26 protein-coding genes and 1 pseudogene are annotated in these 26498 nt (G+C 35.3%); 25 read left to right on the top strand and 2 right to left on the bottom strand.

The window, feature by feature from the left end; translation table 11 throughout:
- The first annotated feature begins 17 nt into the window (after nt 1-17).
- The 13 genes from pyk to OTJ99_RS07270 all read left to right on the top strand — a co-directional run bounded on the left by pyk (nt 18) and on the right by OTJ99_RS07270 (nt 10891).
- The gene (pyk, locus tag OTJ99_RS07330) at nt 18-1769 is read left to right on the top strand and encodes a pyruvate kinase (RefSeq protein WP_045164667.1); all 1752 of its coding nucleotides are present in this window, start codon (nt 18-20) and stop codon (nt 1767-1769) included.
- 25 nt (nt 1770-1794) lie between these two features.
- Nucleotides 1795-2217, top strand: a complete 423-nt coding sequence (locus OTJ99_RS07325; protein WP_045164668.1) for an acyl-CoA thioesterase — start codon at nt 1795-1797, stop codon at nt 2215-2217.
- Nucleotides 2218-2304: 87 nt separating this feature from the next.
- Nucleotides 2305-2481 carry a 30S ribosomal protein S21 gene (rpsU, locus tag OTJ99_RS07320; protein WP_045164669.1) on the top strand — a complete coding sequence of 59 codons (177 nt, stop codon included), beginning with the start codon at nt 2305-2307 and terminating at the stop codon, nt 2479-2481.
- Between the two features lie 19 nt (nt 2482-2500).
- Nucleotides 2501-2950: a GatB/YqeY domain-containing protein gene (locus OTJ99_RS07315; RefSeq protein ID WP_045164670.1), complete on the top strand. Its 450-nt coding sequence runs from the start codon at nt 2501-2503 to the stop codon at nt 2948-2950.
- A gap of 118 nt (nt 2951-3068) precedes the next feature.
- The gene (locus tag OTJ99_RS07310; protein ID WP_045164671.1) at nt 3069-3311 is read left to right on the top strand and encodes a YabP/YqfC family sporulation protein; all 243 of its coding nucleotides are present in this window, start codon (nt 3069-3071) and stop codon (nt 3309-3311) included.
- A 52-nt stretch (nt 3312-3363) separates the two neighbouring features.
- A complete protein-coding gene (locus OTJ99_RS07305) occupies nt 3364-3714 on the top strand; it encodes a sporulation protein YqfD (protein ID WP_083943486.1) in 351 nt (116 codons plus the stop codon).
- Nucleotides 3715-3722: 8 nt separating this feature from the next.
- Nucleotides 3723-4505, top strand: coding sequence for a sporulation protein YqfD (locus tag OTJ99_RS07300; protein ID WP_268748476.1), 783 nt, complete (start codon nt 3723-3725; stop codon nt 4503-4505).
- Between the two features lie 27 nt (nt 4506-4532).
- Nucleotides 4533-5510: a PhoH family protein gene (locus OTJ99_RS07295; RefSeq protein ID WP_083943488.1), complete on the top strand. Its 978-nt coding sequence runs from the start codon at nt 4533-4535 to the stop codon at nt 5508-5510.
- Nucleotide 5511: 1 nt separating this feature from the next.
- Nucleotides 5512-7023: an HD family phosphohydrolase gene (locus OTJ99_RS07290; RefSeq protein WP_045165511.1), complete on the top strand. Its 1512-nt coding sequence runs from the start codon at nt 5512-5514 to the stop codon at nt 7021-7023.
- Nucleotides 6992-7468 carry an rRNA maturation RNase YbeY gene (ybeY, locus tag OTJ99_RS07285; protein WP_045164673.1) on the top strand — a complete coding sequence of 159 codons (477 nt, stop codon included), beginning with the start codon at nt 6992-6994 and terminating at the stop codon, nt 7466-7468. Before OTJ99_RS07290 ends, ybeY begins: the two co-directional genes overlap by 32 nt.
- Nucleotides 7465-8163 carry a diacylglycerol kinase gene (locus OTJ99_RS07280; protein WP_045164674.1) on the top strand — a complete coding sequence of 233 codons (699 nt, stop codon included), beginning with the start codon at nt 7465-7467 and terminating at the stop codon, nt 8161-8163. The genes ybeY and OTJ99_RS07280 overlap by 4 nt, the downstream gene beginning before the upstream one ends.
- Nucleotides 8164-8177: 14 nt before the next feature.
- On the top strand, nt 8178-9254 hold the full coding sequence (locus OTJ99_RS07275) for a DUF3048 domain-containing protein (RefSeq protein WP_045164675.1): 1077 nt from the start codon (nt 8178-8180) through the stop codon (nt 9252-9254).
- Nucleotides 9255-9268: 14 nt separating this feature from the next.
- Nucleotides 9269-10891: an MBL fold metallo-hydrolase RNA specificity domain-containing protein gene (locus OTJ99_RS07270; protein WP_045164676.1), complete on the top strand. Its 1623-nt coding sequence runs from the start codon at nt 9269-9271 to the stop codon at nt 10889-10891.
- A 184-nt stretch (nt 10892-11075) separates the two neighbouring features.
- Here the strand turns inward: OTJ99_RS07270 and OTJ99_RS07265 are convergent, their stop codons facing one another.
- The gene (locus tag OTJ99_RS07265; RefSeq protein ID WP_235374563.1) at nt 11076-11411 is read right to left on the bottom strand and encodes a hypothetical protein; all 336 of its coding nucleotides are present in this window, start codon (nt 11409-11411) and stop codon (nt 11076-11078) included.
- 107 nt (nt 11412-11518) lie between these two features.
- Between OTJ99_RS07265 and aroC the strand changes: the two genes are divergently transcribed.
- The gene (gene aroC, locus OTJ99_RS07260; protein ID WP_045164677.1) at nt 11519-12664 is read left to right on the top strand and encodes a chorismate synthase; all 1146 of its coding nucleotides are present in this window, start codon (nt 11519-11521) and stop codon (nt 12662-12664) included.
- A 64-nt stretch (nt 12665-12728) separates the two neighbouring features.
- Nucleotides 12729-13856 (top strand): annotated as a pseudogene (locus OTJ99_RS13055) (D-alanyl-D-alanine carboxypeptidase family protein).
- A 43-nt stretch (nt 13857-13899) separates the two neighbouring features.
- On the opposite strand, the gene OTJ99_RS07250 reads toward OTJ99_RS13055, so the two are convergent.
- Nucleotides 13900-14130, bottom strand: coding sequence for an HPr family phosphocarrier protein (locus OTJ99_RS07250; RefSeq protein WP_045164678.1), 231 nt, complete (start codon nt 14128-14130; stop codon nt 13900-13902).
- Between the two features lie 227 nt (nt 14131-14357).
- On the opposite strand from OTJ99_RS07250, the gene mtaB reads away from it, so the two are divergent.
- From mtaB to OTJ99_RS07200, 10 genes are all read left to right on the top strand, one after another.
- Nucleotides 14358-15662, top strand: a complete 1305-nt coding sequence (mtaB, locus tag OTJ99_RS07245; RefSeq protein ID WP_045164679.1) for a tRNA (N(6)-L-threonylcarbamoyladenosine(37)-C(2))-methylthiotransferase MtaB — start codon at nt 14358-14360, stop codon at nt 15660-15662.
- A gap of 17 nt (nt 15663-15679) precedes the next feature.
- The gene (gene pheS / locus OTJ99_RS07240) at nt 15680-16702 is read left to right on the top strand and encodes a phenylalanine--tRNA ligase subunit alpha (protein ID WP_045165512.1); all 1023 of its coding nucleotides are present in this window, start codon (nt 15680-15682) and stop codon (nt 16700-16702) included.
- A 33-nt stretch (nt 16703-16735) separates the two neighbouring features.
- Entirely contained in the window at nt 16736-19108 is a 2373-nt protein-coding gene (gene pheT, locus OTJ99_RS07235) for a phenylalanine--tRNA ligase subunit beta (protein WP_045164680.1), read from the top strand.
- A gap of 8 nt (nt 19109-19116) precedes the next feature.
- Nucleotides 19117-21261: an ATP-dependent helicase gene (locus tag OTJ99_RS07230; RefSeq protein WP_045164681.1), complete on the top strand. Its 2145-nt coding sequence runs from the start codon at nt 19117-19119 to the stop codon at nt 21259-21261.
- Nucleotides 21262-21269: 8 nt separating this feature from the next.
- Nucleotides 21270-21716: a divergent PAP2 family protein gene (locus tag OTJ99_RS07225; protein ID WP_045164682.1), complete on the top strand. Its 447-nt coding sequence runs from the start codon at nt 21270-21272 to the stop codon at nt 21714-21716.
- Nucleotides 21717-22515: 799 nt separating this feature from the next.
- Nucleotides 22516-23007 carry a hypothetical protein gene (locus OTJ99_RS07220; protein WP_235374564.1) on the top strand — a complete coding sequence of 164 codons (492 nt, stop codon included), beginning with the start codon at nt 22516-22518 and terminating at the stop codon, nt 23005-23007.
- 19 nt (nt 23008-23026) lie between these two features.
- The gene (gene dxs / locus OTJ99_RS07215; protein WP_045164685.1) at nt 23027-24880 is read left to right on the top strand and encodes a 1-deoxy-D-xylulose-5-phosphate synthase; all 1854 of its coding nucleotides are present in this window, start codon (nt 23027-23029) and stop codon (nt 24878-24880) included.
- Nucleotides 24877-25689, top strand: coding sequence for a TlyA family RNA methyltransferase (locus OTJ99_RS07210; protein ID WP_045164686.1), 813 nt, complete (start codon nt 24877-24879; stop codon nt 25687-25689). The genes dxs and OTJ99_RS07210 overlap by 4 nt, the downstream gene beginning before the upstream one ends.
- A gap of 23 nt (nt 25690-25712) precedes the next feature.
- Nucleotides 25713-26063, top strand: a complete 351-nt coding sequence (locus OTJ99_RS07205; protein WP_045164687.1) for a DRTGG domain-containing protein — start codon at nt 25713-25715, stop codon at nt 26061-26063.
- 4 nt (nt 26064-26067) lie between these two features.
- Nucleotides 26068-26487, top strand: coding sequence for an ATP-binding protein (locus OTJ99_RS07200; RefSeq protein WP_045164688.1), 420 nt, complete (start codon nt 26068-26070; stop codon nt 26485-26487).
- Nucleotides 26488-26498: the final 11 nt, after the last annotated feature.

The following is a 26498-nucleotide window of genomic DNA, read 5'->3' as shown; positions in this document are numbered from 1 at the left end:
TTTTGGAGGTTTTAAAATTGAGAAAGACAAAGATAGTCTGTACATTGGGGCCAGCAAGTGACTCTGAAGAGATAGTAAGAAAACTTATTGAACATGGAATGGATGTTGCAAGGCTTAATTTTTCTCACGGAACTCACGAAGAACATAAGAGAAAAATTGATTTGATAAAAAAAATTCGTGAAGAGCTTGATAAGCCTATTCCTATTTTGCTTGATACAAAAGGTCCAGAAATTAGGATTGGTTTTTTCAAAGATGGTAAGGTTGAATTGAAAGAAGGACAGAGATTTATACTCACAACAGAGGAGATATTAGGAAATGAAGAAGTTGTAAGTATAACCTACAAAGAACTTGTTGAGGATGTAAAACCAGGTGACAAGATATTGATTGATGATGGATTGATTGAGCTTATTGTTGAAGACAAGACAGACAAGAATATAATTTGTAAAGTAAAAAACGGAGGAGTTTTAACAAATCAAAAAGGAGTAAATGTTCCAGGTATACCCATAAGGCTTCCAGCACTGACTCAAAAGGACAAGGAAGACATTCTTTTTGGTATTGAAAACGATGTTGACTTCATAGCAGCTTCTTTTATAAGAAAGGCAAGTGATGTTCTGGAGATAAGAGAGTTTTTAAATAAACACGGCGGTAGAGACATTTTGATAATAGCTAAAATAGAGACTCAAGAAGGTGTTGCAAACTGTGATGAGATTATAAGAGTTGCTGATGGAATTATGGTTGCCAGAGGAGATTTAGGTGTTGAGCTTCCATTTGAGGAAGTACCACTTGTCCAAAAAATGCTTATTGAAAAATGTTATAAAGCAGGCAAGCCAGTAATTACAGCAACCCAAATGTTAGAATCAATGATAAGAAATCCGCGTCCAACAAGAGCAGAAGTAAGCGACATAGCAAATGCAATCTTTGATGGAACATCTGCTATAATGCTTTCTGGCGAGACGGCTATGGGTAAATACCCTGTTGAAAGTGTTGCTACAATGGCAAAGATTGCTGAAAGAGTAGAAAGCCAGATTGACTATATCAAAAGATTCCAATCTCAGGTGTTTGACATGCCAGTTAATGTTACAAATGCTATATCTCATGCTACGTGTACAACTGCCCATGACCTTGGGGCAAAGGCAATCATTACTGTTACAAAATCAGGCAACACAGCAAGAATGGTTTCAAAATTCAGACCTGCTTGTCCAATTATAGCAACTACTCCATGCGAGAAGGTAAGAAGACAACTCAATCTTTCATGGGGTGTTTATCCTTTTTTAGCTGAGTATAAAGATTCTACCGATGATATCTTCGACCACTCAGTAGAAATTGCTGTTAAATCAAAGATTGTCAAAAATGGCGATTTGGTTGTAATCACGGCAGGTGTGCCAGTTGGTGTAAGTGGAACAACAAATATTCTCAAAGTTCATGTTGTTGGTCATGTACTGGTTGAAGGAAGAGGTTGGGGAAGTGGCAAAGTTACAGCAAGAGTATGTGTTGCAAAAAATCTTAATGAGCTAAAGCAAAACTTTGAAGATGGAGATATAATTGTCACAACGCAGACAAACAATGATTTTATTCCTTATATGAAAAGAGCATCAGGTATTATAACAGAAGAAGGCGGCCAAAACTCACATGCAGTAATTGTCGGTGCTGCGTTGGATATTCCTGTCATAACCGATGCTAAAAATGCTGTAGAGATACTCAAAAATGGAATTGTTGTTACAATGGATGCACAAAAAGGACTTGTCTTTAGTGGAGAACTCAAGAGCTAAAATTACTTATTTGGGGTAATCAGAAATGATAGAGACAGATCTTGTTGTAAGATATGCTGAGACAGATAAAATGGGGATTGTCCATCATTCAAACTATTTTATATGGTTTGAAGTTGGAAGGACAGAGCTTATTAAAAAGGCAGGGATTTCATATTCTGAGATAGAAAATAACTTGGGTGTGTATTTACCATTAATAAGTTGCGGCTGTGATTTCAAAAAGCCTTGTTTTTATGAAGATAGGCTAAAAATTAGAACAAAGATTTATAATTTGACACGTAGTAGAATAAAATTCTATTATGAAGTTTTAAAAGAGGGTATTGTTTGTGCAACTGGATATACCGAACATGCGTTTGTTGACAGAAGTTTCAAGCCGATAAATTTAGAGAAAAAGAACAAAGAACTTTTTGGTTTGTTTCAAAAATTATTTGAAGAAGATATTAGTAAATAATTTGACATCCTTGAGATAAGTGAGTTATAATAGTACCATAAATCCCGTGCTTGTGTTTTTGAGCTTGGTTTGAGAGGAGGGAATTTGATGTCAGAAGTAAGAGTGGGCGAAAATGAATCGCTCGATAGTGCCCTCAGGAGATTTAAGAAGAAATTAGCAGAGGCTGGGATTTTAGCAGAGCTTAGAAAAAGAGAGCACTATGAAAGCCCAAGCGTACGAAGGAAAAAGAAATCAGAAGCGGCACGTAGGAGAAAGCGCAGATAAGTTGTAGGGGGCGTGGATTTTGAGCCTTAAAGAAAAGCTTTTAGGAGATTACAAATCTGCTATGAAAGAAAAGGATGTTGTGAAAAAGAATGTCGTTGGCATGGTAAGAGCTGCAATATTGCAGTTTGAAAAGGACAATAAAGTTGTGCTTGACGACAGTGGGGTTTTGAATGTAATTGCAAAAGAGATCAAAAAGAGGAAAGATAGCCTGCCAGAGTATATAAAAAGTGGAAGACAGGAATTGATTGATGAGCTAAATAGAGAAATTGAGATATTGCAATCATACCTTCCGCCTATGCTGACCGATGAAGAAATAGAAAAAATAGTTCTTGAGGTGATAGAAAAGTTAAAACCTTCAGGAATGAAAGACATGGGCAAGGTTATGCAAGAAGTAATGCAAAAGGTAAGTGGCAGGGCAGAAGGTAAGGTTGTGAGTGAGGTTGTGAAAAAGCATCTCTCAAGATTATAATGAAGAGTATAACAAGTGGTTCTCCCAAAAAGGAGGGCCACTTTTTTGTTATAAAAGTATGAGAGTATAAATAAAATAGAGGTGGAACAGTTTGTTTTAAGGTGTGTGAACTATATCAATGAAAAAACACAAGGTTTTAAAAGAGATGATACAAGTTTCTCAACTTCCCATAGAAGCAATTACAAATGAACCGAGAATTACAGTTGTTGGAGAAGATGAGGTGGTAGTAGAGAATCATAAGGGGCTTATTATGTATGAAGAAAACGTAGTTAAATTAAGTACAATAAAACGTCCACTTTACATTAAAGGTAATAAACTTATAATCAAAAAAGTGAACGAAGAAGTTATAGTGATTGGTTGAAAGATAAAATGTATTGAGTATATAAGCCTAAGTGAGGAGAAAGAAAAATAAGATGCTTACGAATTACGTAGTCTTGAAAGTAGAAGGTGGGAATCTAAATAAGTTTTTGAATATGCTTGTATTTAACAAAGTTTTACTGGCAGTAAAGAAAAGAGAACCAGATTCGTTAATTATTATGATAAGGTTGTCTAATTTTAGGAAAGTAGTAAACATTACTAAAAAGTCAAAATCAAGGTTTCATGTTTTAGAAAAGAGGGGAATTTATTTTTTATTGAGAGAAGTTACAATTTTTAAGCTTATCTCCATTGTGTTTTCCGTCTTTTTACTCTTTCTGTTCAATCTTTTTATATTTGATATAAAAATAAACCCTCAAAATGACGATAGCTTAGTGCGCAAAAAATAGAACAAAAGTTGAGGAACTACAACATAAAACCATTTACATTAAAGTCCTGCATTGATGGAGAAAAACTATCAAAAGTGCTTCTTTCCGAATTAGAAGAGCTGATGTGGGTAAAGGTGAAGAAAGAAGGGGGATTATTAATAGTAGAATACGTAAAAAGAGAAGGAGACAATCCACAAAACAAACATGGGAAAATTTTTGCAAGAAGCAGTGGAGTTGTACAAAAGCTTTTACTAAAATCAGGAAATGCTCTTGTGAAAGAAGGAGATACTGTAATTGCAGGTCAGCTTCTTGTTGATAACAAGGTTGTTACGAAAGATGGAAATGAGTACTATGAAGATGCCATAGCAGATATAATTGCGGCAACATTTTATACAGTCTCTAAAGACTTTTCTTTGCCTACATCTCAGAAGGTTTATACCTTTCAAAAAAAGGTGCCATTTATTGCAATAGGTCAACATGAGGTTATACCAAAAATTGTGGTTACTAATAATGAAAATTGTGATAAAATTAAAATAAGGGAGTATAAAATTTTTATTGTTCCATTTAGAGTAGGTGTATATGAGATAAGAAAATATGAGTTAAGAAAATATATCCTTGATTTAGAGAAGGTAAAAGAAGAGCTAATAAAAAGTTGCGATAAGGATTTTAAAAGAAAAACGACAGATAAAAAAATTCTTGCTATTTCAAAAGTAAGGACATATTTTAAGGTCATAAAAATGAGGAACGAAATAAAGAGGATAGAATGTATTAGATATTATGAATGTTTGGAAGATATAGCATTGAAAAAATAAAACGGACTTTAGGAGGGTAAGCTTTTGTTGGAAGAAAGATTAATATCAACTGTAAGTATTGAAGATACAAGAGATCTGTGGAACATCTTTGGTGAGTTTGATTCTAAGGTAAAAACCTTGGAGGAATTGTTGCATGTTAATATAGTTTTCCGTGATAATGCAATTAAAATTATTGGAAACAGTCCTGAAAACATCAGAAAAGCTGAGAAAACAATAAAGATTTTACATGATATGGAGAAGAAGAAACTGGACATTGATGAGCACACAATAAGATATGTTATCGAAACATTGGAAGACGAAGAGGTAAGGAAATTAGAAGATGAAGTCATATTTATAACCCACAGGGGAAAACAAGTAAAACCAAAGACGCTGGGGCAAAAGAGATATATTGAAGCAATAATGAACAACACAATTGTGTTTGGGATTGGGCCAGCAGGTACAGGAAAGACATATTTAGCAATGGCTATGGCTGTTTATTACCTTAAGAAGAAGGAAATAAGTAAGATTATTCTGACAAGACCAGCTGTTGAAGCGGGGGAAAAATTAGGATTTTTACCAGGTGATCTGCAGACAAAGGTTGATCCGTACTTAAGACCAATCTATGATGCACTGCATGATTTGATTGGCACAGAAACCTATCAAAGATATATGGAAAGAGGGATCATAGAGGTTGCCCCACTTGCATACATGCGTGGTAGAACCTTAGATGATGCTTTTATTATCTTAGATGAGGCTCAAAATACAACATCTGAACAGATGAAAATGTTTTTGACACGACTTGGATTTGGGTCAAAGGTGGTAGTAACGGGGGATATAACCCAGATTGACCTTCCGAGTGGTGTTGAGTCAGGACTTGTTCAAGTGACAAAGATACTCAGAGACATTGAAGGAATTGAGTTTGTGTTTTTGACATATCAAGATGTTGTAAGACATCAGCTTGTCCAGAAAATCATAAATGCATACAATAGGTATGAAGAAAAACGAAGGGAGAAACAAGAAAATTAAGATGTTACAAAACTATCAAAAATGGCATGAAAAGCAAAAAGTGTATTTTTGCCGTGTATTGTCACTCTTTACTTTTTTTATTATATCTATGATTTTAATATTGACATCTAACCAAAAAAATCAGGATTTTTTAATTAGAAGAATTTTGTCGGTATTAAATATCAACCCAAATCATTATGGTAATATACAAACTACCAAAGATTTCATAGGGATATTGTTACTTCTTCTGATCTTGCTTCTATTTATGTGTGTATACTTCTATCTTGTTGAAAGAGAGTTTATAAACAACTGCAAAGATATGACTGCTGTGAGTTCAATTTTGATTTTGAACTTACTTTTAATAAAATTTCTTCTTCCAATTTCTGCATTTGCAATACCTGCTTTTATGGGAATTGTGTTGGTTTCTCTTTTGATTGACGTAAGGATTGCAATTATTTTTAATATTGTTATATCAATCATTACATTGTTGATAGTAGGGGACAAAAACCTTAATTTTGCCTTGTATCTTTTTATAGGTGGAAGTTTAAGTTCAATTGTTTCACACAAGATTCAAAACAGAATGCAGTTTGTAAGTCATGGTTTTTTAGCAAGCATGATTTCATCTCTCTTTGTTTTGACAATGGAACTTGTTTACCAAACTCAAGGCGAAATGGTTTTATATAATGCAGTGAACTCCTTTGTTGGAACAGCGCTGTCATTTGTGCTTGCATATGGTACACTCCCAATATGGGAGTATATCCTTGACTATGCCACGCCAATTAGACTAATGGAGCTTTCAAACCCGAACCACCCACTACTGAAAAGACTTCTGTTAGAAGCACCTGGTACTTACCATCACAGCTTGATAGTAGGTAATTTAGCAGAGGTTGCTTGTGAAGCAGTGGGTGGGAATTACCTATTGGCACGAGTAGGAGCTTATTATCATGATATTGGAAAATTGAAAAGGCCATTCTATTTTAAGGAAAATCAAATTATAGAAGAAGACCCACACAATAAGATAACTCCAACACTTTCTGCGCTAATTATAACATCTCACACCAAGGATGGTGTAGAGATAGGCAAAGAGTATAGGCTTCCTAAACAGGTATTAGATATTATAAAGCAGCATCATGGGACAACAAAGGTGGCTTTTTTCTATGGCAAGGCTTTGGTACAAAATCAGCAGGTAAGCGAACAAAGGTTTAGGTATGAAGGCCCAATTCCTCAAAGCAAAGAAGCAGCAATAGTGATGCTTGCAGACTCTGTCGAGGCTGCGGTAAGAGCACTCTCGTCACCAACTCCACAGCTTATAGAAAGTACTATAAGGAATATAATTCATGAAAAACTTATGGATGGGCAGCTCAATTCCAGCAATTTGACCTTTAAAGAGTTGGAAGCTATTTGTGAGAGTTTTATTAAAGTTTTAACAGGTGTTTTTCATAAAAGAGTGAGCTATAATTTGATTGATGATGGTATAGACAAAGAAGAGGTGGTAGAAAGAAGTGAAAATTTACATTCAAAATCAGCAGGATAAATATCAAATAGATGAAAATATTTATAGGATAATAGAGGATTCGGTGCTAAATACGTTAAAGATTTTTATGGATGATGACAACTATGAGATTAGCGTAATGATTGTGGACAATCAGTTCATAAAAGAGCTAAACAAAAACTACAGGAATATAGACGAAGAAACTGATGTGTTGTCATTTCCTATTTTTGAGTTCAAAAATGGTGTGCTGCAGGAAGATATAACTATTGTGGAAGAGGAAATCCCACTTGGAGATATTGTTATTTCAATTGAAAAGGTATATGAACAAGCAAAGGAATTTGGACACTCGGTGAAAAGAGAGATAGCATATTTGACTGTTCACTCAGTTTTACACTTATTGGGTTTTGATCACATAGAAGAAAATGATAGAAAACTTATGAGAAAGTATGAAGAGATGGTCTTAGAAGGTATGGGATTGACAAGATGAAGAGAAAAAGGACACTTATTGAGAGTTTCGATAATGCAATAAATGGAATAATTGTTGCATTCAAGACACAAAGGAATATGAGGATACACTTTCTGATAGCTTTTTTAGTATTGTTATTTACTATAGTCTTCAAATTAAACAAAATTGAAACAATAATAATTTTAATTTGCATTGGGCTTGTTATTACGGCAGAACTTATAAACACTGCGATAGAAAATACCATTGATCTTATAGCCAAAGACTTTGAGACAAAAGCAAAGATTGCAAAGGATGTAGCAGCAGGTGCTGTTTTAGTAACTGCTCTTTTAGTATTAACAATTGGATACTTTTTGTTTTATGACAAGATGAAGTTGCCTTTAGAAATAACGTTAAAACACATAAGGGGAATTTCTTTTCATGTAGTTTTTTTATCACTTATTATAGTATCAATGGTAATAATTGTTGTAAAGGCTATTAACAATAGAACAAAGTTCATGCAAGGTGGTATGCCAAGCGGACATACAGCTTTAGCTTTTGCAGCAGCGACTGCCATAATTATGCTGACAAACAATTTGATAGTAGTAACCTTAGCTATTTTTATGGCGTTTTTAGTTTTGGAGAGTAGAATTGAAGCAAAGATTCACACCATTTGGGAAACAATTGTAGGGGCGGTTATTGGTATACTGGTGACACTTTTGATATTTAAGATTAAATAAAGAGAGGGACAAGTATGAGATGGATTTGTTCAAGAAATTTTTTATATAAAGCTTTTACAATTGCAATTGTAATAATTTTGCTTGTAGTTTTGTTAATAGGCTGTGGAAAGAAAAAGGCTTCTGTTTCTACAGGTTCCGAAGTCACAAAAGTCACACAGCCCAAAAAACAGGAACAAGTGGTTTCAGACGGTAGCAGAGCTGATACTTACACATGCAAGCTTACAGGTGAGGCAATACATCGAGGGGATGAACATCAGGTAATTGCAGTGATGATAAACAACGAACCAGGTGCAATTCCTCAGTCGTCGTTAAACCAGGCAGAATATTTGTATGAAGCACTAATAGAAGGTGGAGCGACACGTATAATGGCAATCTACCATCATACATATCCTAAAAAAGTGGGACCAATCAGAAGTGCAAGGCCTTACTTTATGCAGATAGCAAAGTCACTAAACGCGTATTATGTTCACTGTGGTGGAAGCCCCCAAGCTTATAGACTCTTTAAACAAAATTATATTCCTCATATTGATGCGATTTACACAGGTGGAGGAATTTTTTATAGAACATCTGATAGAAAAGCTCCCCATAATTTGTACTCGACTATGGAAAACCTGATAAGGTATTTTGATAAGAAAGGCTACAAGAAGCAGCAAAGTTATAAATTTTATCCTTTAACAGATAGGGTAGCAAATAAACATACATTGAGCAACTCAAAAGTAAAAATACGATTTTCAGGTTGGTATTATGTCAAGTATGAATATGACCCTGTCAAAAGAGTTTATATGAGGTTTGTGAAAGAAAAACCACATATTGACAAAGAAACAGGTTCTCAGCTTTTTGCAAAAAATTTGATAATATTAGTTGCTAAATATGACACAATAAAAAATGATGATAAGGGGAGGCAAGAAGTAGATTTTTCTAAAGGAAAAGGATACTTGCTTCAAGAAGGAAGAACTATTCCAGTAACTTATACATTTGATATGAAAAACTCATTTACAATTAAAGATAATGACGGTAAAGAGATTCAGCTTTTAAAAGGCAATACATGGTTTGAGATAGTGCCTCAATATGGAAAAGTTGAGATTAAATGAGAGGAGAGAGAATTTTGAAGGTAACCTTTTTAGGTGCTGCTCAAACTGTAACAGGTTCGTGTTACTATTTTGAATGTGACGGTAAAAAATTTTTGATTGACTGTGGTATGTTTCAAGGTGGACATGCTGAAGATGAACTGAATTTTGAGACATTTCCTTTCAATCCGCCAGATATTGACTTTATAATTTTATCTCATGCTCACATTGACCACAGTGGAAGAATTCCCAAGCTTTACAAAGATGGCTTTAGGGGGACAATCTATGCAACTGATGCAACTGCTGATTTATGTAGCATTATGCTTCCGGACAGTGCTCATATTCAGGAAAGTGAAGTAGAGTGGAAGAATAAAAAAAGAAAAAGAGAGGGAAAAGAAGGGCTAAAACCTCTTTACACTATTGATGATGCCTATTCCTGTTTGGAATTGTTCAAGGGTGTAAAATATGAGCAGGTGATTGAAATAAGCAATAATCTTCGGTTTGTATTAAAAGACGCAGGTCATATGCTTGGCTCAGCAATAGTTGAACTTTACATAACTGAAGGTGGGAAAGAGTATAAATTAGTGTTTTCTGGTGACTTAGGAAACAGAAATGTTCCTATCTTAAAAGACCCATCAACAATAGATGGGTGTGACTACCTTTTTATTGAAAGCACCTACGGCGATAGACTCCATGAAGATGTGGAAAACAAATCTAAAAAACTGATAAAGATAATTTGTGATACTATTTCAAAAGGTGGAAAGGTTATAATTCCCTCATTTGCTGTTGGGAGGACTCAAGAGATTTTGTATGAAATAGCAAAGGAGATAAGTAGTGGTTCTGATGAAGCAAAACTAATTCAGAGTGTTGAGATTTTTGTTGACAGTCCATTGGCTACCTCGGCAAGTAGTGTGTATAAAAAACATATAGATTATTTTGATGAAGAAGCTGCGGAGTTTGTAAAAAAAGGAATTTACCCGCTTGAACCTAAGAATTTAAAGTTTGTCCGCACAGCTGATGAATCAAGGATGCTAAATAACTATGAAAAAAGCTGTATAATAATCTCTTCAAGCGGGATGTGTGAAGCTGGGAGAATAAAACATCATCTCAAACATAATCTTTGGAAGGAAAACAACACAATACTCTTTGTTGGTTATCAAGCACCAAACACCCTGGGAAGAAAACTCTTAGATGGTCAGAAAAAGGTCAAAATCTTTGGTGAAGAAATTGAGGTTAGAGCAAAGATAGAGTATATTGAAGCATATTCTGGCCATGCGGATAAAAATGGACTTATTAACTGGATTGATAAGATGAAAAGTAAGCCAAAACAAATCTTTGTAGTGCATGGGGAGAAGGAGTCACAAATTGAGTTTGCACAGGAACTTGGAAAAATCTTTGGTGTTGATGTTCATATTCCTGCACGAGGCGAATTTTACGTAATAGATCCAGAGCAGGTTGTGACAAAAGATAGGCTATTTTCTCCTTCGCCTTCGTTTATCAATCTTTCAATTTTGGCTCAGATTGAGGATATTGAAGATGAGCTATACAGGTTAAAAGAACATATAAAGAGTGCTTCTATTTCACCAGAGAGATTAGATCTTCTGAACAACAATCTCGAAGAACTGAGATACCTTATTAGCTTAGCACTCAACGATTATTGAGGTTTTCATCTTATGTCCACATTATTTAGTACAAAAAGTTTGTCAGAAAATTTGAAGTAGATATCTATGGATGAGGTTTGGTAAGGTAGAGGCAGAAATTTAGCATAGAATTTTGCTTTGTATGCAAGAGGTTTATCTATTGGAAAGTTTTCAATTTCATAGTACGGAATGGGGTAAAACTTCTTTAATGTTTTTGTATCTTGAATGTAGATATATTCAAATGCTGATTTGTCAATATTTTTTTTATTAAGTCTTCAATAATAAGTGTTAAGCCAAAATAGCTTTGATTTCCTGTAATCTGAGAATAGATTATAAAAAATTTCTCTTTTGTTACCTTCTCAAGGCTTACTTTGAACTGTCCTATGATTGAAAAATACTTAGACTGTCCAAAATTTGTTTTTAACATGGAAGGTTCGTGGTACACATATATATACTGATTTGAACTTTTCATAATGAAGATGGTGAGAATAATGTATATAATTAAGATAACTAAAGCTAAACTTACAAGTTTTGTTTTCATTGTTAAAGTTACTTTGACTTAAAGACCATGCTCACTTAATATTATATTTTCTGCAACTTCCTTCTTTGCAGTGAAATAAAATTATTTTTTTTGCTCGAGGTGAAAAAATGAGATTCTTAGATGCAGGCGAAACCCATGGAAAGTGTTTAATAGGAATTCTTGAAGGATTCCCAGCAAATGTAAAAATCAATATTGAAAATATTAATAGGCTATTAGAACTTAGGCAACGAGGATATGGTAGAGGAAAAAGAATGGAGATTGAAAAAGACAAAGCTATAATTTTGTCAGGTGTGAGAAACTCCTACACAACAGGTGCACCCATTACAATAATGATTGAGAACAAAGACTATGTAAATTGGCAAAAATACATGGATCCAATTTCATGTGACACAGTGACTAAAAAGGTTACTATACCTCGGCCTGGTCATGCTGACTTGCCGGGGTGTCTTAAATATGGGTTTGTTGATGCAAGGCCGGTGTTAGAAAGGGCAAGTGCGCGTGAGACGGCTATGCGTGTTGCGATAGGAGCTTTGTGTGAGGAGCTTTTGAGGGTTTTTGGAATAAAGCTCTACAATCATGTTGTGGAAATAGGCGGGGTTAGAATTAAAAGAAAGTACAGTCTTGATGATGTAAGTTTGTTTGAAGAAGCACAGGATTCCGAACTTTTCTGTATTGACAAAGAGGCTGAGAGTGATATGAAAAAGGTAATAGATACAGCAAAAGAGTCGGGAGATAGTGTCGGTGGGGTTGCTGAAGTGATTTGTAAAAATGTGCCTTTTGGGCTTGGAAGTCATACACACTGGGATAGAAAACTTGACGGCCTTCTTGCTCAAGCCGTTATGAGCATCCAGTCTGTTAAAGGTGTTGAAATTGGACTGGGATTTGAAGCAGCAAGAAGGCTTGGTAGTGAGGTGCATGATGAGATCTTTTACGATGATCAAAAAGGCTTTTATAGAAAGACAAACAATGCAGGTGGCATTGAAGGTGGAATCTCGAATGGTATGGATATTGTAATAAGGGCTGCTTTCAAGCCAATTCCTACATTGTACAAGCCACTTAGAAGTGTAGATTTACAAGATTTAAAGGAAAAAGAAGCGGCAATTGAAAGGTCAGATACTTGTGCTGTACCAGCAGGAAGTGTCGTGATGAGGGCGGCTGTGGCTTATGTATTAGCAAATAGTTTGATTGAGCGCCTGTCAGGTGATTCCTTAGATATCATGATAGATAATTACAAAAGATTATACCAGAAGTAAAAGATGGATACATACCTCCCTACACGAAAAACTCAAAATAAAAGTGTAGGGGGTGTTTTTGTATATGGCCAAGATAATCAAGTTCTTCGTTCTATTGGTTATAGTAAGTTTATGGTCTCTAAATTACTGTAAAGAATGTTATGCAGGTTTAAAGTGTGACACTCAAATCACTGCAAAATCGGCAATAGCGATAGAATGGACCACAGGCAAAATTTTATTTTAGAAGAGTAAAGATTTAAAGCTCCCTATGGCAAGTACTACTAAAATAATGACAGCAATACTGACAATAGAAAATTGTGACCTCAACAAGGAGATTGAAATTCCTGCTCAAGCAGTTGGTGTTCCTGGCTCATCAATTTATTTAGAAAAGGGTGAAAGACTAAAAATAATTGAACTTTTGTATGGACTTATGCTTGCTTCTGGCAACGATGCTGCAGTGGCTTTGGCAATTAGCGTTTGTGGAGATGTTAAGAAATTTGTCCATTTGATGAATAAAAAGGCAAAAGAACTTGGACTTGAGAATACTGTATTTTCATCACCACATGGACTTGAAGAAGGACAGCATTACACCACAGCCCATGATTTAGCACGTCTTACTGCTTATGCTATGAAGAATCAGACATTTAGAGAGATTGTGAGGACGACTCAGAAAGAAATAAGATGGACAACCCGATCATATAACAGAATTTTGAAAAACAAAAATAAAATGCTCAAATCATATAAAGGAGCTGAAGGTGTTAAGACAGGTTTTACTAAAAGAGCTGGTAGGTGCCTTGTTACTTCTGCCTGCCGAGATGATTTTAGGGTTATTTGTTTTGTGCTCAACGCACCTGATATGTGGAATGATACCAAGAAAATTCTTGACTTTGCATATCAAAATTACAAACTTCTAAAAATTGAGAGAGGAGAGATGGGCTATTTGAAAGTCAAAGATTCAAGAGAAAAATGGGTAAAGTTAGGGATAAAACAACAAAAAAGCTTTATTTTTACAAAAGATCAAAGTCCAAAAATCAATGTGATTATTTCAAGCAAAATTTTGGCTCCAGTTAAAAAGTACACCAAGGTGGGAAAGATAGAAATAAAATTTGACCATCAATCCTACTCACTTCCTATTGTAACTCTTCAAGAATGTCAGAGGAAAACATTTTGGGATATCTTAAAAGAGAAGCTTTTCAAACAAAAAAGGTCCTAAAAGTAAATTTAGCGTGGGCTTGAGGCCACGCTAAATTTATTTTTTACTTTTCCATAAACGGTTCAAGCTCTTTTAAAAGGTCTTCGCAGTTGTCTGAATGAATTTCTACCTTAATAGGTTTGCTGAGGTCAAGGCTAAAAATACCCATGATCGACTTTGCATCAACTACATACCTGCCAGATGTCAAGTCAATGTCGAATGGATACTTGCTTACAATGTTGACAAAGTTCTTAACGGCATCGATTGTGTTTAGTCTTACTGTTACTGTTTTCATTTTAAATTCCTCCCTTCAAAACTAAAATAATACTCACACTTATTATCATACATATTTTTATGGCTCAAATCAATTAACCTCTTACACATTTTCTATACCCATTTTTCATTAAAAAATAACAATCTATTTTAATTTTTGTAATAAGGGCTGAAAAGCAATTGAGACTCTTTATTTATTGTAAGCTAAATATTATAATATAACTTAAACATGGAGGTGAATGTTATACATTGAAAGTTGCTTTTTATACACTTGGGTGCAAGGTAAACCAATATGAAACACAAGCAATTGCTGAAGCTTTTGAAAAACTTGGCTATGAGATAGTAGACTTTGATAAGCCAGCAGATATATATGTTATAAACACGTGCACAGTTACAAATATCAGCGACAGAAAATCAAGACAGGCAATAAAACGAGCAAAGAGAATCTCACCAGATAGCATAGTAGTGGTTATGGGTTGCTATCCACAAGTTTACCCGCAAGAGGTTCAAAAGATTGAGGGAGTTGATATAGTTGTTGGTACGAGAAATAGGGAAAAGATTTTAGAATATGTAACTGAATATTTGAAACAAAAAAAGAAGATTATTGATGTAAATAACGAATATAAAAGAGATGTTTTTGAAGAATTAAAAGTATCTAGTTTTAATGAAAGGACAAGAGCATTTATAAAGATAGAAGAGGGTTGCGAACAGTTTTGTTCTTACTGTATAATTCCATATGCAAGAGGTTCTGTTGTGAGCAGAAGTCTAAGTTCCATTTTGGAGGAAGTAGAAAGGCTTGCCTCAAATGGCTACAAGGAATTTGTAATCACAGGTATAAATATCTCTGCATATGGTAAAGATTTGGATTATAAGGTTACACTTCTTGATGTAGTAGAAGAGATTAGCAAACTTGAAAAAGTAAAGAGAATTCGACTTAGTTCGCTTGAACCAATTGTCATGAAAGAAGACTTTATAAAAAGATTAGTAAAGATTGACAAATTATGCCATCATTTACATTTATCACTCCAAAGCGGAAGTGACAAGATTTTAAAACTTATGAACAGGCATTATACAACTGAGGAGTACAGACAAATTGTAAAGATGGTGAGAGGTTATTGGGACGATGTTGCTTTTACAACAGATATTATCGTTGGTTTTCCAGGGGAGAGTGATGAGGATTTTGAGAGTACAGTAAAGTTTGTAGAAGAGATAGGGTTTTCAAGGATTCATGTTTTTAGATTTTCACCTAAAAAAGGTACCAGGGCATATGACATGCCAAATCAAGTGAGCAGTGCAGAGAAAGAAAAGAGAAGTGAGATTTTGAAAGGTGTAGCAAAACAACTTTCATTTAATTTTCACAAAAGGTTTGAGGGCAAGATATTAGAGGTCTTAATAGAAGAAAACTCGAGTTTTAAAGGGTATATTGAAGGATACTCAGGGAACTACATTCGCACACTTGTTCCCAAAATGGAGTCAATTAGGCTAAATGAGATTTACAAGGTCAAAGTAAGACAGGTTTTTGATGAGTATGTCATAGGGGATATAATAATTTGAAAAAGGTGGTGTTTGATTTGAACTTTGACATTTCGAGTTTAAAAGCTCAATGTGTAAGTGAAATAGCAAATGTTAAGAGTTTAAAGGAACTTGAAGAGTTTCAAATAAAGTATTTAGGAAAAAAAGGTATTATTAAAAACATGCTAAAAGAACTTTCCAGTCTTCCTCCAGACAAAAGAGCGCAAACTGGAAAAGAATTAAATGAATTGAAAGATTTTATTGAGGAGCAGATAGAACAGCTGAGAAAAAAATTTGAGGGAGAGGAAAAGCAAAGAAGAATACAAAAGGAGAGAATTGATGTAACAATTCCCGGAAAAAGAGTAGAAATAGGAGCAATCCATATACTATCTCAAGTACAAAAAGAGATTAGCGAGATATTTTTGAACATGGGATATGAGATTGCTGAAGGACCTGAGGTAGAGCTTGACTATTATAACTTTGAAGCTTTAAATATTCCTGCTGACCATCCAGCACGTGACACTCAGGATACTTTTTATATCTCAGATGATGTTTTACTGAGAACACATACCTCACCTGTTCAGATTCGAGTTATGAAAAGTAAAAGACCTCCAATTAAGATAATTTCCCCTGGAAGGGTTTACAGATCTGATGAGGTTGACGCAACGCACTCACCTATATTCCATCAAATAGAAGGACTTTTTGTAGACAAAGGGGTTACAATGGCTGATTTGAAGGGAACGCTTGAGGTTTTTGCAAAGAGATTTTTTGGTGAAGAGACAAGAATAAGATTTAGACCTCATTATTTTCCATTTACAGAACCTTCGGCTGAAGTTGATATCTCTTGTATTTTTTGTAGTGGAAAAGGTTGCAGGACATGCAAAGGAGAAGGATGGATTGAGATCTTAGGAGCAGGGATGGTACACAGAAAGGTTTTAGCAAATTGTGGGATTGACCCGGATGAATACACAGGGTTTGCATTTGGTATGGGGGTTGAAAGAATAGCACTTTTGAAGTACGAGATTGAGGATATTAGACTTTTTTACGAAAACGACCTTAGATTTTTGAGACAATTTAGATAAGAGTATAATAAGTTACCAAAGGAGTGAAGAGTTTTGAAGGTATCTCTTGAGTGGCTAAAAAGCCTTGTGGATATAAACTGTGGAGTAGATAAACTTGTCGAGAAACTTACAATGACTGGTACAAAAGTTGAAGGGTATGAGAGAAGACTTTATTTTGTCAAAAATGTGGTTGTAGGCAAAGTATTAGAAATATCTTTGCACCCTGAGAATCCTAACTTGTCTATTTGCAAGGTTGATGTTAAAGATGAGATTTTGACAATTATCACAGCTGCTAAAAATGTCTACAGAGGTGCTTTTGTTCCTGTTGCAAAAGTTGGTGCAACTCTCGCAAATGGCAAAGTAATTAACAAATTAGAATTTAAGGGTGTTGTTTCAGAAGGCATGCTTTGTTCCCTAGATGAACTTGGGCTAACAAGTGCCGAGTTTCCCTATGCCGATGAAAATGGTATTTTTATTCTTGAAGGCATGGATGATGGAAAACTTGGTACTGATATTAAAGAAGCTTTAGGAATAGACGATATAATCATAGACTTTGAAATAACCTCTAATAGACCTGATTGTTTGAGCGTTGTGGGTTTGGCAAGGGAGATTGCTGCAGTTTTGAAGACAAATTTGAAATTCCCAAACTTGGTCTATAAAGAATCTGAAGACAGGATTGAGAATTATCTTGATAAAATTGAGATTCAAGATAAAAATATTTGCAGAAGGTATATTGGCAAAGTGATAAAAAATGTCAAAATTGAACCATCTCCGCAGTGGCTTAGAAAAAGACTTATAGCCTGTGGTATTCGTCCAATAAACAATATTGTAGACGTTACAAATTATGTTATGCTTGAGATAGGACAGCCTCTTCACGCATTTGACCTTAACAAAATTCATGGAAGGAATGTATTTGTAAGACTTGCAAATGATGGTGAAGAGATTATTACACTTGACGGTGTAAAAAGAACTTTAAGACCTGTAGACATAGTTATTGCGGATGAGGACAGAGCGATTGCGGTAGCTGGGGTGATGGGTGGTTTGGAAACAGAGGTTGACGAAAATACCAAGACAGTGCTTCTTGAGGCTGCTACATTCAATCCTGCAATGGTGCGAAGGACCTCAAGATATTTAGGGCTTAGGACAGAAGCTTCAAATAGGTTTGAAAAGGGTCTGAGTCCTTACTTTGCAGAGATTGCAATGCAGAGGGCGTGTGCACTTATTGAAGAAATAGGTGCAGGTGAGGTTGTAAGAGGAAGCATAGACACTTATTTAGATGTTCAGCAACAAGTCACAGTCAAAGCTGACTTTTCGTATATAGAGAAGTTACTTGGAGTAAGTATCCCGCAGGATGAGATTATTGAAATCTTAGATAGACTTGAGATTTCTTATGACAGGGAAAAAGAAGTTTTTATAATTCCACCATTTAGAGTTGACGTCACTGATATGGCAGACATATCTGAAGAGGTAATAAGAATCTATGGCTATGACAAGATTCCTTCAAGGGTTTATATGGGGAATGCTGTCTCTTCAGGGCTTACTAAAAAACAAAAAATGGTCAATGAGATCAGAAGTTTTCTTGCAAATAGTGGTTATTATGAGATTTACTCATATTCCTTTGAATCACCGAAAGTATATGAGATTTTAAAAGGGTACAGATTGGATGATGCTGTGAAGATTTTGAATCCGCTTGGAGAAGATTTTTCAATTATGAGGATGCAGCTTCTGAGTTCGATCCTCAAAACTCTTTATTTAAATCTTTCACGAAATATCAAAGATATTAAAATATTTGAGCTTGCGACTGTGTTCAAAAAGTCAAATAATAAACTCCCAGATGAAAGACTTGTATTAGCATTGGGAAATGTTGGACAGGACTTCTACTTTGTAAAAGGAATCTTAGAAAACCTTTTTGATATGCTAAGAATTAAAGATATAGATTTTTCCTCTGATCACACAAATTTGAATTTGCATCCAACAAGGTCTGCTAAGATTGTATCAAAAGATACCTTAGTAGGATATATTGGTGAAATTCATCCTGATATTTTGAGCAGCTTTGACATTCAAGCAAGAGCGATATATGCTGAGGTGTACATTGACGCGCTTTTAGAAGTTGAAAAGAAGGAGAAGAAATATGTGCCTCTTCCCAAGTATCCTGCTATTGAAAGAGACTATGCGTTTTTGGTACCTGATGAGATTGAAAGCAGGGTGATTGAAGGAGTATTTAAAAAGTATGCATCAGAGATTTTAGAAGATTTTTATCTGTTTGATGTATATAAAGGTCAACAAATTAAGGAAGGATTCAAGAGCTATGCATACAAAGCAGTGTTCAGGTCAAAAGAAAAGACGTTGTCGGATGACGACATCCTACCACTTCAAGAAAAAATCTTAAATGAGCTAAAAAATTACAATATTGGTCTGAGGGAGTAGTAGATAAAATGGAGTGGTTGAAAGAGTTAAATCAACAGCAATTAGAGGCGGTTCTTTCGACAGAAGGACCGCTTTTAGTATTGGCTGGGGCAGGTTCCGGAAAAACAAGGGTGATCACATACAGAATTGCATATATATTGAATATGGGATTGGCAAAACCAAGCAATATACTGGCTATAACATTTACTAACAAAGCAGCTGATGAGATGAAAGAACGTATAAAGAGACTTGTGAGTGTAGAGTCTTTCTCAGAGATGTGGGTGTCCACCTTTCACTCTGCATGTGCGAGGATACTTAGAATGGAAGCACATAATATAGGATTTTCCAATAACTTTATCATATTCGATATGCAGGATAGACATCAGCTATTAAAAGAGTGTTTTGAGAGGCTAAATATAGACGAAGATAGACTTGAACTTAGGTATGTCTCTAGACAGATTAGTAATTTCAAGAATATGCTAATATCTCCATCAGATATTTACAAAGAAGGAAAGACTGATCCCAGAGTTGCTGAAATTTACAAACTCTATAATAAACTATTGAAGGAGTATAATGCATTTGATTTTGATGACCTTTTGTACTACACAATAATGCTTTTTAGAACAAACCCAGACATCTTGGAAAAGTATCAGCAAAAGTTTAGGTATATCTTAGTTGATGAATATCAAGATACAAACTATGCACAGTTTTATTTAATTTATTTGCTTGCACAAAAACACAGAAATATCTGTGTTGTAGGTGATGATGACCAGAGCATTTACAGTTTCAGAGGGGCAAATGTAAGAAATATTTTAGAGTTTGAGAAGGTATTCAACGATGCAAAAGTGATAAAACTTGAGAAAAATTATCGTTCTACCAAGACAATCTTGTCTGCCGCAAATGAAGTTATAAAAAACAATATTCACCGAAAACCAAAAAGACTCTGGACAGAGAACAGTGAAGGCGAAAAAATTTATCTTTACCCGGCATTTGATGAAGTTGACGAGGCAAATTTTGTCTCAATGTCCATAAAAAATCTTATACAGAGCGGGATAAAACCGTCTGAGATAGGGGTTCTTTATAGAACAAATGCTCAGTCATTAAACTTTGAAAATGCTCTTTCAGCTCATGCTATACCTTACAAGGTTGTTGGAAGTTTGCGGTTTTTCGAAAGGAAAGAGGTAAAGGATATACTGGCATATTTGAGACTTATAGTCAATCCGCATGACAATTTAAGTTTGTTTAGAGTTATAAATGTTCCAAAAAGGGGAATAGGTCCCAGTACAGTTGAGAAGATAAAGGTTTTAAGTGACGAGTATGGAATTTCTGCTTATAGCTTATTAAAAGAAAGAGGAGTTTTGGAATTTGACAGACGAACGTATTTCAAATTAAACGAATTTGTTTCACTTTTAGAGGATATTAGAACTGAGGCTGAGACAAAGTCAGTGGTTGAGGTCATAAAGCTTGTACTTGATAAAACAAAGTATATGGAGACCTTGCTTTCAAGCAAGAATGAAGAAGATTTCCAAAGAGCAAAGAATTTAGAGCAGCTAATCAGTGCAGCTGCTATGTTTGAGGAAGAAAATGAAGATAAGAGCTTGCAGAACTTTTTAAACTCTATTGCTCTGAGCTTTGAAGAAGATGATGCTCAAAAAGAAGATAAAGTCATGTTAATGACAGTCCATGCAGCAAAAGGTCTTGAGTTTGATGTGGTCTTCTTAACTGGTCTTGAAGAAGGATTATTTCCTCTTTTGAGAGCAGAAGATACAATTGAGATGGAAGAAGAACTTGAAGAAGAAAGAAGGCTTTGTTACGTTGCAATAACAAGAGCAAAAAAGTTTTTGGTGTTAACTTATGCAAACAACAGAAGGGTTTTTGGCCGATTTTCGTCAAGGCAAAGGTCATGTTTTGTTGACGAGATTCCAGCCAAGTATATTCAGCAGATTTATACACCGTTAAGAAATGTAAATTCTTTTGATACACAGCTCAATAAAAGTCAACAAAATAGCACAAAAACTACTTTAGCTGTTGGCGACATAATCCAGCATAATAAATTTGGGATTGGGAAGATATTATCTTTGTCAGAAGACTTGAATGAGGTACTAGTAGACTTTGAAAAGTATGGACAGAAAAGATTACTTTTATCGTATGCAAATCTTAAGAAAATTGGTTGAGGGGGAAGATGAAACAGGTTGTATATGAGATAATTACAAACAAGGCTTTGCAGGTAGGTGTGATGAGTTGGTTTGTGGCTCAGTTTTTAAAAATAATAATAACCTTTGTCATGACACAAAAGATTGATTTTAAAAAGTTTATTAGCTCAGGTGGAATGCCAAGCTCACATTCAGCATTTGCATGTGGTCTTTCAACTGCAGTGGGGCTTATTGATGGTTTTAACTCGACAAATTTTGCTATTTCGCTGACATTTACATTGATTGTTATGTATGACGCAGCAGGCGTGAGAAGAGAGGCTGGTAAACAAGCACAGACATTGAACGAACTGATTGAGATGTACTTTTCTCCACATTACAAGCCACAGCATAAATTGAAAGAGTTAATAGGCCACAAACCAACAGAAGTGTTTGTAGGAGCGCTTCTTGGAATTGTACTTGCTACATTGTTGGTTTGAAACCCAAAAGAAGCTGTGGTATAATATTATTCTGAAAATTGAATAAAAAAGGCTATAAGATGGGATAGGGTGATGCAGTATCCTAGTCAGAGTGGCTGCTTTCGAAGGCGGGCCTAAAAATCCGCCAAAGGGCACACCGATGAAGTTCCTGGTTTCGGCTTCTGACGCCCAGTCAGGGGTTGAAGCTGGGAGTAAGGGATAAGGGAGTCCTGCAATGGCATGCAGGATGGAACCCTTTTCCCGCGGAGGCTAACGCACAAAAAGCTCTCTTTTTAGTTCTTTTTGTGCGTTAGTAAAACCTACCGCCAGGTACATCTACGATGAGTAGATGTGCTTGGGGTAGTGTAGCCTGCCTTGAGCGAAATAGACGGATGGCCGAATTTGTGGCTCCTCTAAAAATAGGGCCCGTTTTTAGAGGAGTCTTGAGGCCTGAAATCTATTTCGCAAAAGAGGCTAGAAAGCATGCCCTCTGTCGAGGAAAGCTCCTAGGCTGTGCCGATTTCTCGGCTTTACGAAGGGGATTAAAGTGCGGACTAAGTGGCGATCTGGTTGTGTGTTGGGCAACCGCACACCCAAACTTTTAAAGGGAAACCGCCTCCTGGCGACGGGAGGTAAGTTTGGGGGAAATCCTACCAGACCTTAAGCCGCAAAATTTACCCTTCGTAAAATCACCCTATCCCATAAATTTGTATATTTTAAGGGTAGGTAAAATGGAAGTTATTACAATTAGTGGAGAGGGAAAATGGGGAGTAAAAAATCACAAAACAAAAAGTCAAATTATTTTAGGTGGGTCGCTTTTTTGTTTATATTATCTTATTTGTTATCTGCGTCTTTAAATTACATTTCAAGTATTGTGTCTAAGAAATTGCCAATTACTATATCATTCATACTTTTGTTGTTGATAATCTTAATCGGAATCTTATTTGATATAATAGGAATAGCAACTACAGCTGCTGACGAGGTTCCTTTTCATGCGATGGCTGCTAAAAAGGTGAAAGGTGCAAAAAATAGTATTTGGCTTATTAAAAATGCAAGTAGAGTTTCTTCAATTTGCAATGATGTAATAGGAGATATATGTGGAATATTGAGCGGTTCGCTCTCAGCAAGTATCATTTTCTATATTTCAAAAAATAGTAATGCTGATATTGTGTTTCTATCTTTGCTTTTAACAGCAACTGTTGCTGCTGTGACCATTTCAGGTAAAGCAATAGGCAAGTATTTTGCAATTAAAAAAAGTCATGATATAGTTAAAATAAGCGGGAAGATCCTCAGCATATTTATAAAGACATAGAAGTGGGAAGTGAGAAGGTTTGGGTATATTAGAAAAAGTAAACTACCCTGAAGATATAAAAAAACTCAGTATATCAGAGCTATACTCTTTATCTGAAGAGATTAGAAAGTTTTTATTATATAATATTGCAAATACTGGTGGACACTTGGCAGCAAATTTGGGTGTTGTAGAACTGACGCTGGCACTACTTTATACATTCAATCCCCCCCATGACAAAATTGTGTGGGATGTAGGTCACCAATGCTATGTGTATAAAATTCTGACAGGAAGGAAAGAAAAGTTTGCTACTTTGCGAAAGTTAGGTGGTTTGAGCGGCTTTCCGAAGACAAAAGAAAGTATCTATGACTCATTTGACACAGGACACAGTTCAACATCCATCTCAGTGGCGCTCGGATTTGCTATTGCTCGTGACTTAAATCATAAAGATTATAATGTAATTGCTGTAGTAGGAGACGGTGCTTTGACAGGTGGACTTGCCTATGAAGGCCTTAACAATGCAGGAAGGTATAATGGAAAACTTCTTGTAATATTGAACGACAACGAAATGTCAATCTCGAAAAATGTTGGTGCAATTGCTAAGTATTTGTCACAAGTTAGAACACAACCTAAATATTTTAAATTGAAAAAGGTTACTGATGAGTTCGTTGCAAAAATTCCATTAGTAGGAGAAAAGCTTAATTATTTGATAAAAAAGTTAAAAGGTGGTCTTAAATATATACTTTTTCCTGGCACACTTTTTGAAGCCCTTGGCTTTGAGTACTACGGGCCTATTGATGGACATGACATAAAAAAGATGTGTGAGGTATTTGAAAACGTTAAAAATTTGACAAGGCCTGTATTAGTTCATGTTGTAACTCAAAAAGGTAAGGGTTATGAGCATGCTGAAAAGTTTCCAGAAAAATATCATGGTGTTCCACCATTTGACGTAGAGACAGGAAATCACTTGACAGACACAAATTCTAAAAGTTTTTCTGAGGTATTAGGAGATAAGCTTTGCGAACTTGCAAAAAATGACCAAAGAATTGTAGCGATAACAGCTGCTATGCCTGATGGAACTGGTTTGAGTCGCTTTGGAAAAATATATCCTGAAAGATTTTTCGATGTCGGGATTGCAGAAGAGCATGCTGTAACTTTTGCTGCAGCACTTGCAAAAGAAGGCCTAAAACCGTTTATTGCTATATATTCTACTTTTTTACAGCGTGCGTTTGACCAGATAATTCATGATGTGTGTATACAGAACCTTAATGTGGTATTTTGTATAGATAGGGCGGGGCTTGTTGGTGAAGACGGGGAGACTCATCATGGCAGCTTTGATATATCTTATCTTACATTAATACCTAATTTGACTGTAATGGCTCCAAAAGATACAAAAGAGTTTGAAATGATGTTAGAATTTGCAGCAGTGTATGATAGAGGACCTCTTGCAATAAGATATCCAAGAGGAACAACCAAAACCATTGGCATTTATGAACCAATTTTATTTGGAAAATCTGAGATTTTGGCACAAGGCCGGGATTTGGCTATTTTTGCTGTTGGAAGACATGTCTCAATGTTGTATGATATTATTTGTGAAAATAATTTAAATGCAACATTGATAAATGTAAGATTTTTAAAACCTTTAGATATTGAACTTATAGAGACGATAATAAAGACACATAAAAAGATTTTGGTTGTAGAGGACAATACTATTATTGGTGGTCTTGGGGAAAAGATAAAAGGTATCATTGCTGAAAAGAATAGCTCAAATCTAATAAAACATATTGGTCTTCCCGATAAGTTTATTCAACATGGATCAATTGGGGAGCTTTATTCTTTATTAGGTTTAGATAGAAAAAGTTTGAAAAATGTAATTATGGAGTTGATAAAAAATTGAAAAAGAGGGCAGATATCTTGCTTGTTGAAAAAGGTTTTGCAGAGTCTCGTGAAAAAGCAAAAGCGCTTATCTTAAGTGGAAATGTATACGTAGATAACCAAAAGGTTGAAAAGGCAGGGGAACTGATTGATTGTAATGCTCAAATTGTGGTAAAAGAACCTCTTAAGTATGTGAGCAGAGGCGGGTTTAAACTTGAAAAAGCATTGAATTTTTTTAAGATAGATGTTGCTCATAAGATTGCGTTAGATGTGGGCGTTTCAACTGGGGGGTTTACAGATTGTCTTCTGCAGCATGGTGCAAAGAAGGTCTACTGTGTTGATGTTGGCTATGGCCAGCTTGCATGGAAGCTAAGAGAAGATCCAAGAGTTGTCAATTTTGAGAAGACAAATTTTAGGTATTTTGAGAGAGAAAAGATACCTGATAGAATTGATATAGTTGTATGTGATGTTTCATTCATCTCATTGACGCTTATTTCACATAAAATAAAAGAGTTTATGGAAGAAGGTACTGAAGGTATTTTGCTAATAAAACCCCAATTTGAAGCTGGAAGAGAGGAGGTTGGAAAGAAAGGAGTTGTTAGATCAAGCCAAACCCATGTTAATGTGATTAAAAAGGTTGTTAGTTGTTATTTTTCCTTAGGTCTTAGTATAAAAGGATTGACATACTCTCCTGTAAAAGGTCCAGAAGGTAATATTGAGTATTTACTTTACATTAAACAAGAGGAATTTCCACAAAACATTTTAAATGATAACGAAATCCAAGAAATTGTCAGTGAAGCTTTTGAAGAGTTGGCAAATAAAAATAAATAAATCAAAATGGAGGTTTTTGGCTTATGAAATTATCTAAGATAAAAGAGCTCTTGAGATGCAAGGTTTTTTTTGAACCTCAAGAGCTTTCTGAGGAAGAGTTTTTGAATGCCTGTGGTTCTGATCTGATGAGTGATGTTTTAGCATTTGTAAAAGAAAAGGTTATTCTCCTTACTGGTCTTGTCAATCCTCAAGTTATTCGTACAGCTGAAATGATGGATATAAAGGCTGTTATAATTGTTCGTGGAAAGCAACCCTCAGAAGAGATGGTGAAGTTGGCAAGAGAAAAATGCATAGCTCTTTACTCTACAGACTTTCCAATGTTTCAGGCATGTGGAATACTCTATGAAAATGGGCTTGGCAAAGAAGGGTGCTGAAAAGATGCCGCTTACAATGGAATTTGACATTAAAGCTGGTGATTTTGTATTAGCAGGTGAAGCTTCAAGTAAGATTAAAGATACATTAAAAAAGTTGGGTGTAAAACCTGAAATATTAAAAAAGGTGGCCATTGTGTCGTATGAAGCAGAAATGAATATTGTCATACATTCTGTTGGTGGGGTGTTAAAGGCAATAATTTCAAAAGACAAGATTGAAATAATTGCTGAAGACAGAGGACCAGGAATTGAGAATATTGAACTTGCAATGATGGAAGGATACTCTACTGCACCTGAAGAAATAAGAAACTTGGGATTTGGTGCAGGTATGGGTCTTCCTAATATGAAGAAATATTCTGATTATTTTGAAATTGAGTCACAAAAAGGCAGTGGAACAAGGGTGTATATGGTTGTGCTCAATAAATAATTTAAACTTTA

The organism is Caldicellulosiruptor naganoensis (genome assembly GCF_026914285.1).
In the GTDB taxonomy this organism is placed as follows: domain Bacteria; phylum Bacillota; class Thermoanaerobacteria; order Caldicellulosiruptorales; family Caldicellulosiruptoraceae; genus Caldicellulosiruptor; species Caldicellulosiruptor naganoensis.
This window is presented reverse-complemented; position numbering and strand designations above follow the sequence as displayed.

Coding starts and splice junctions, on each gene's coding strand:
- OTJ99_RS07325 (WP_045164668.1), top strand. CDS start 1,795: ATGATAGAGACAGATCTTGTTGTAAGATATGCTGAGACAGATAAAATG.
- rpsU (WP_045164669.1), top strand. CDS start 2,305: ATGTCAGAAGTAAGAGTGGGCGAAAATGAATCGCTCGATAGTGCCCTC.
- OTJ99_RS07310 (WP_045164671.1), top strand. CDS start 3,069: ATGAAAAAACACAAGGTTTTAAAAGAGATGATACAAGTTTCTCAACTT.
- OTJ99_RS07305 (WP_083943486.1), top strand. CDS start 3,364: ATGCTTACGAATTACGTAGTCTTGAAAGTAGAAGGTGGGAATCTAAAT.
- OTJ99_RS07290 (WP_045165511.1), top strand. CDS start 5,512: ATGTTACAAAACTATCAAAAATGGCATGAAAAGCAAAAAGTGTATTTT.
- OTJ99_RS07280 (WP_045164674.1), top strand. CDS start 7,465: ATGAAGAGAAAAAGGACACTTATTGAGAGTTTCGATAATGCAATAAAT.
- OTJ99_RS07275 (WP_045164675.1), top strand. CDS start 8,178: ATGAGATGGATTTGTTCAAGAAATTTTTTATATAAAGCTTTTACAATT.
- OTJ99_RS07265 (WP_235374563.1), bottom strand. CDS start 11,411: ATGAAAACAAAACTTGTAAGTTTAGCTTTAGTTATCTTAATTATATAC.
- aroC (WP_045164677.1), top strand. CDS start 11,519: ATGAGATTCTTAGATGCAGGCGAAACCCATGGAAAGTGTTTAATAGGA.
- OTJ99_RS07250 (WP_045164678.1), bottom strand. CDS start 14,130: ATGAAAACAGTAACAGTAAGACTAAACACAATCGATGCCGTTAAGAAC.
- OTJ99_RS07230 (WP_045164681.1), top strand. CDS start 19,117: ATGGAGTGGTTGAAAGAGTTAAATCAACAGCAATTAGAGGCGGTTCTT.
- OTJ99_RS07225 (WP_045164682.1), top strand. CDS start 21,270: ATGAAACAGGTTGTATATGAGATAATTACAAACAAGGCTTTGCAGGTA.
- OTJ99_RS07205 (WP_045164687.1), top strand. CDS start 25,713: ATGAAATTATCTAAGATAAAAGAGCTCTTGAGATGCAAGGTTTTTTTT.
- OTJ99_RS07200 (WP_045164688.1), top strand. CDS start 26,068: ATGCCGCTTACAATGGAATTTGACATTAAAGCTGGTGATTTTGTATTA.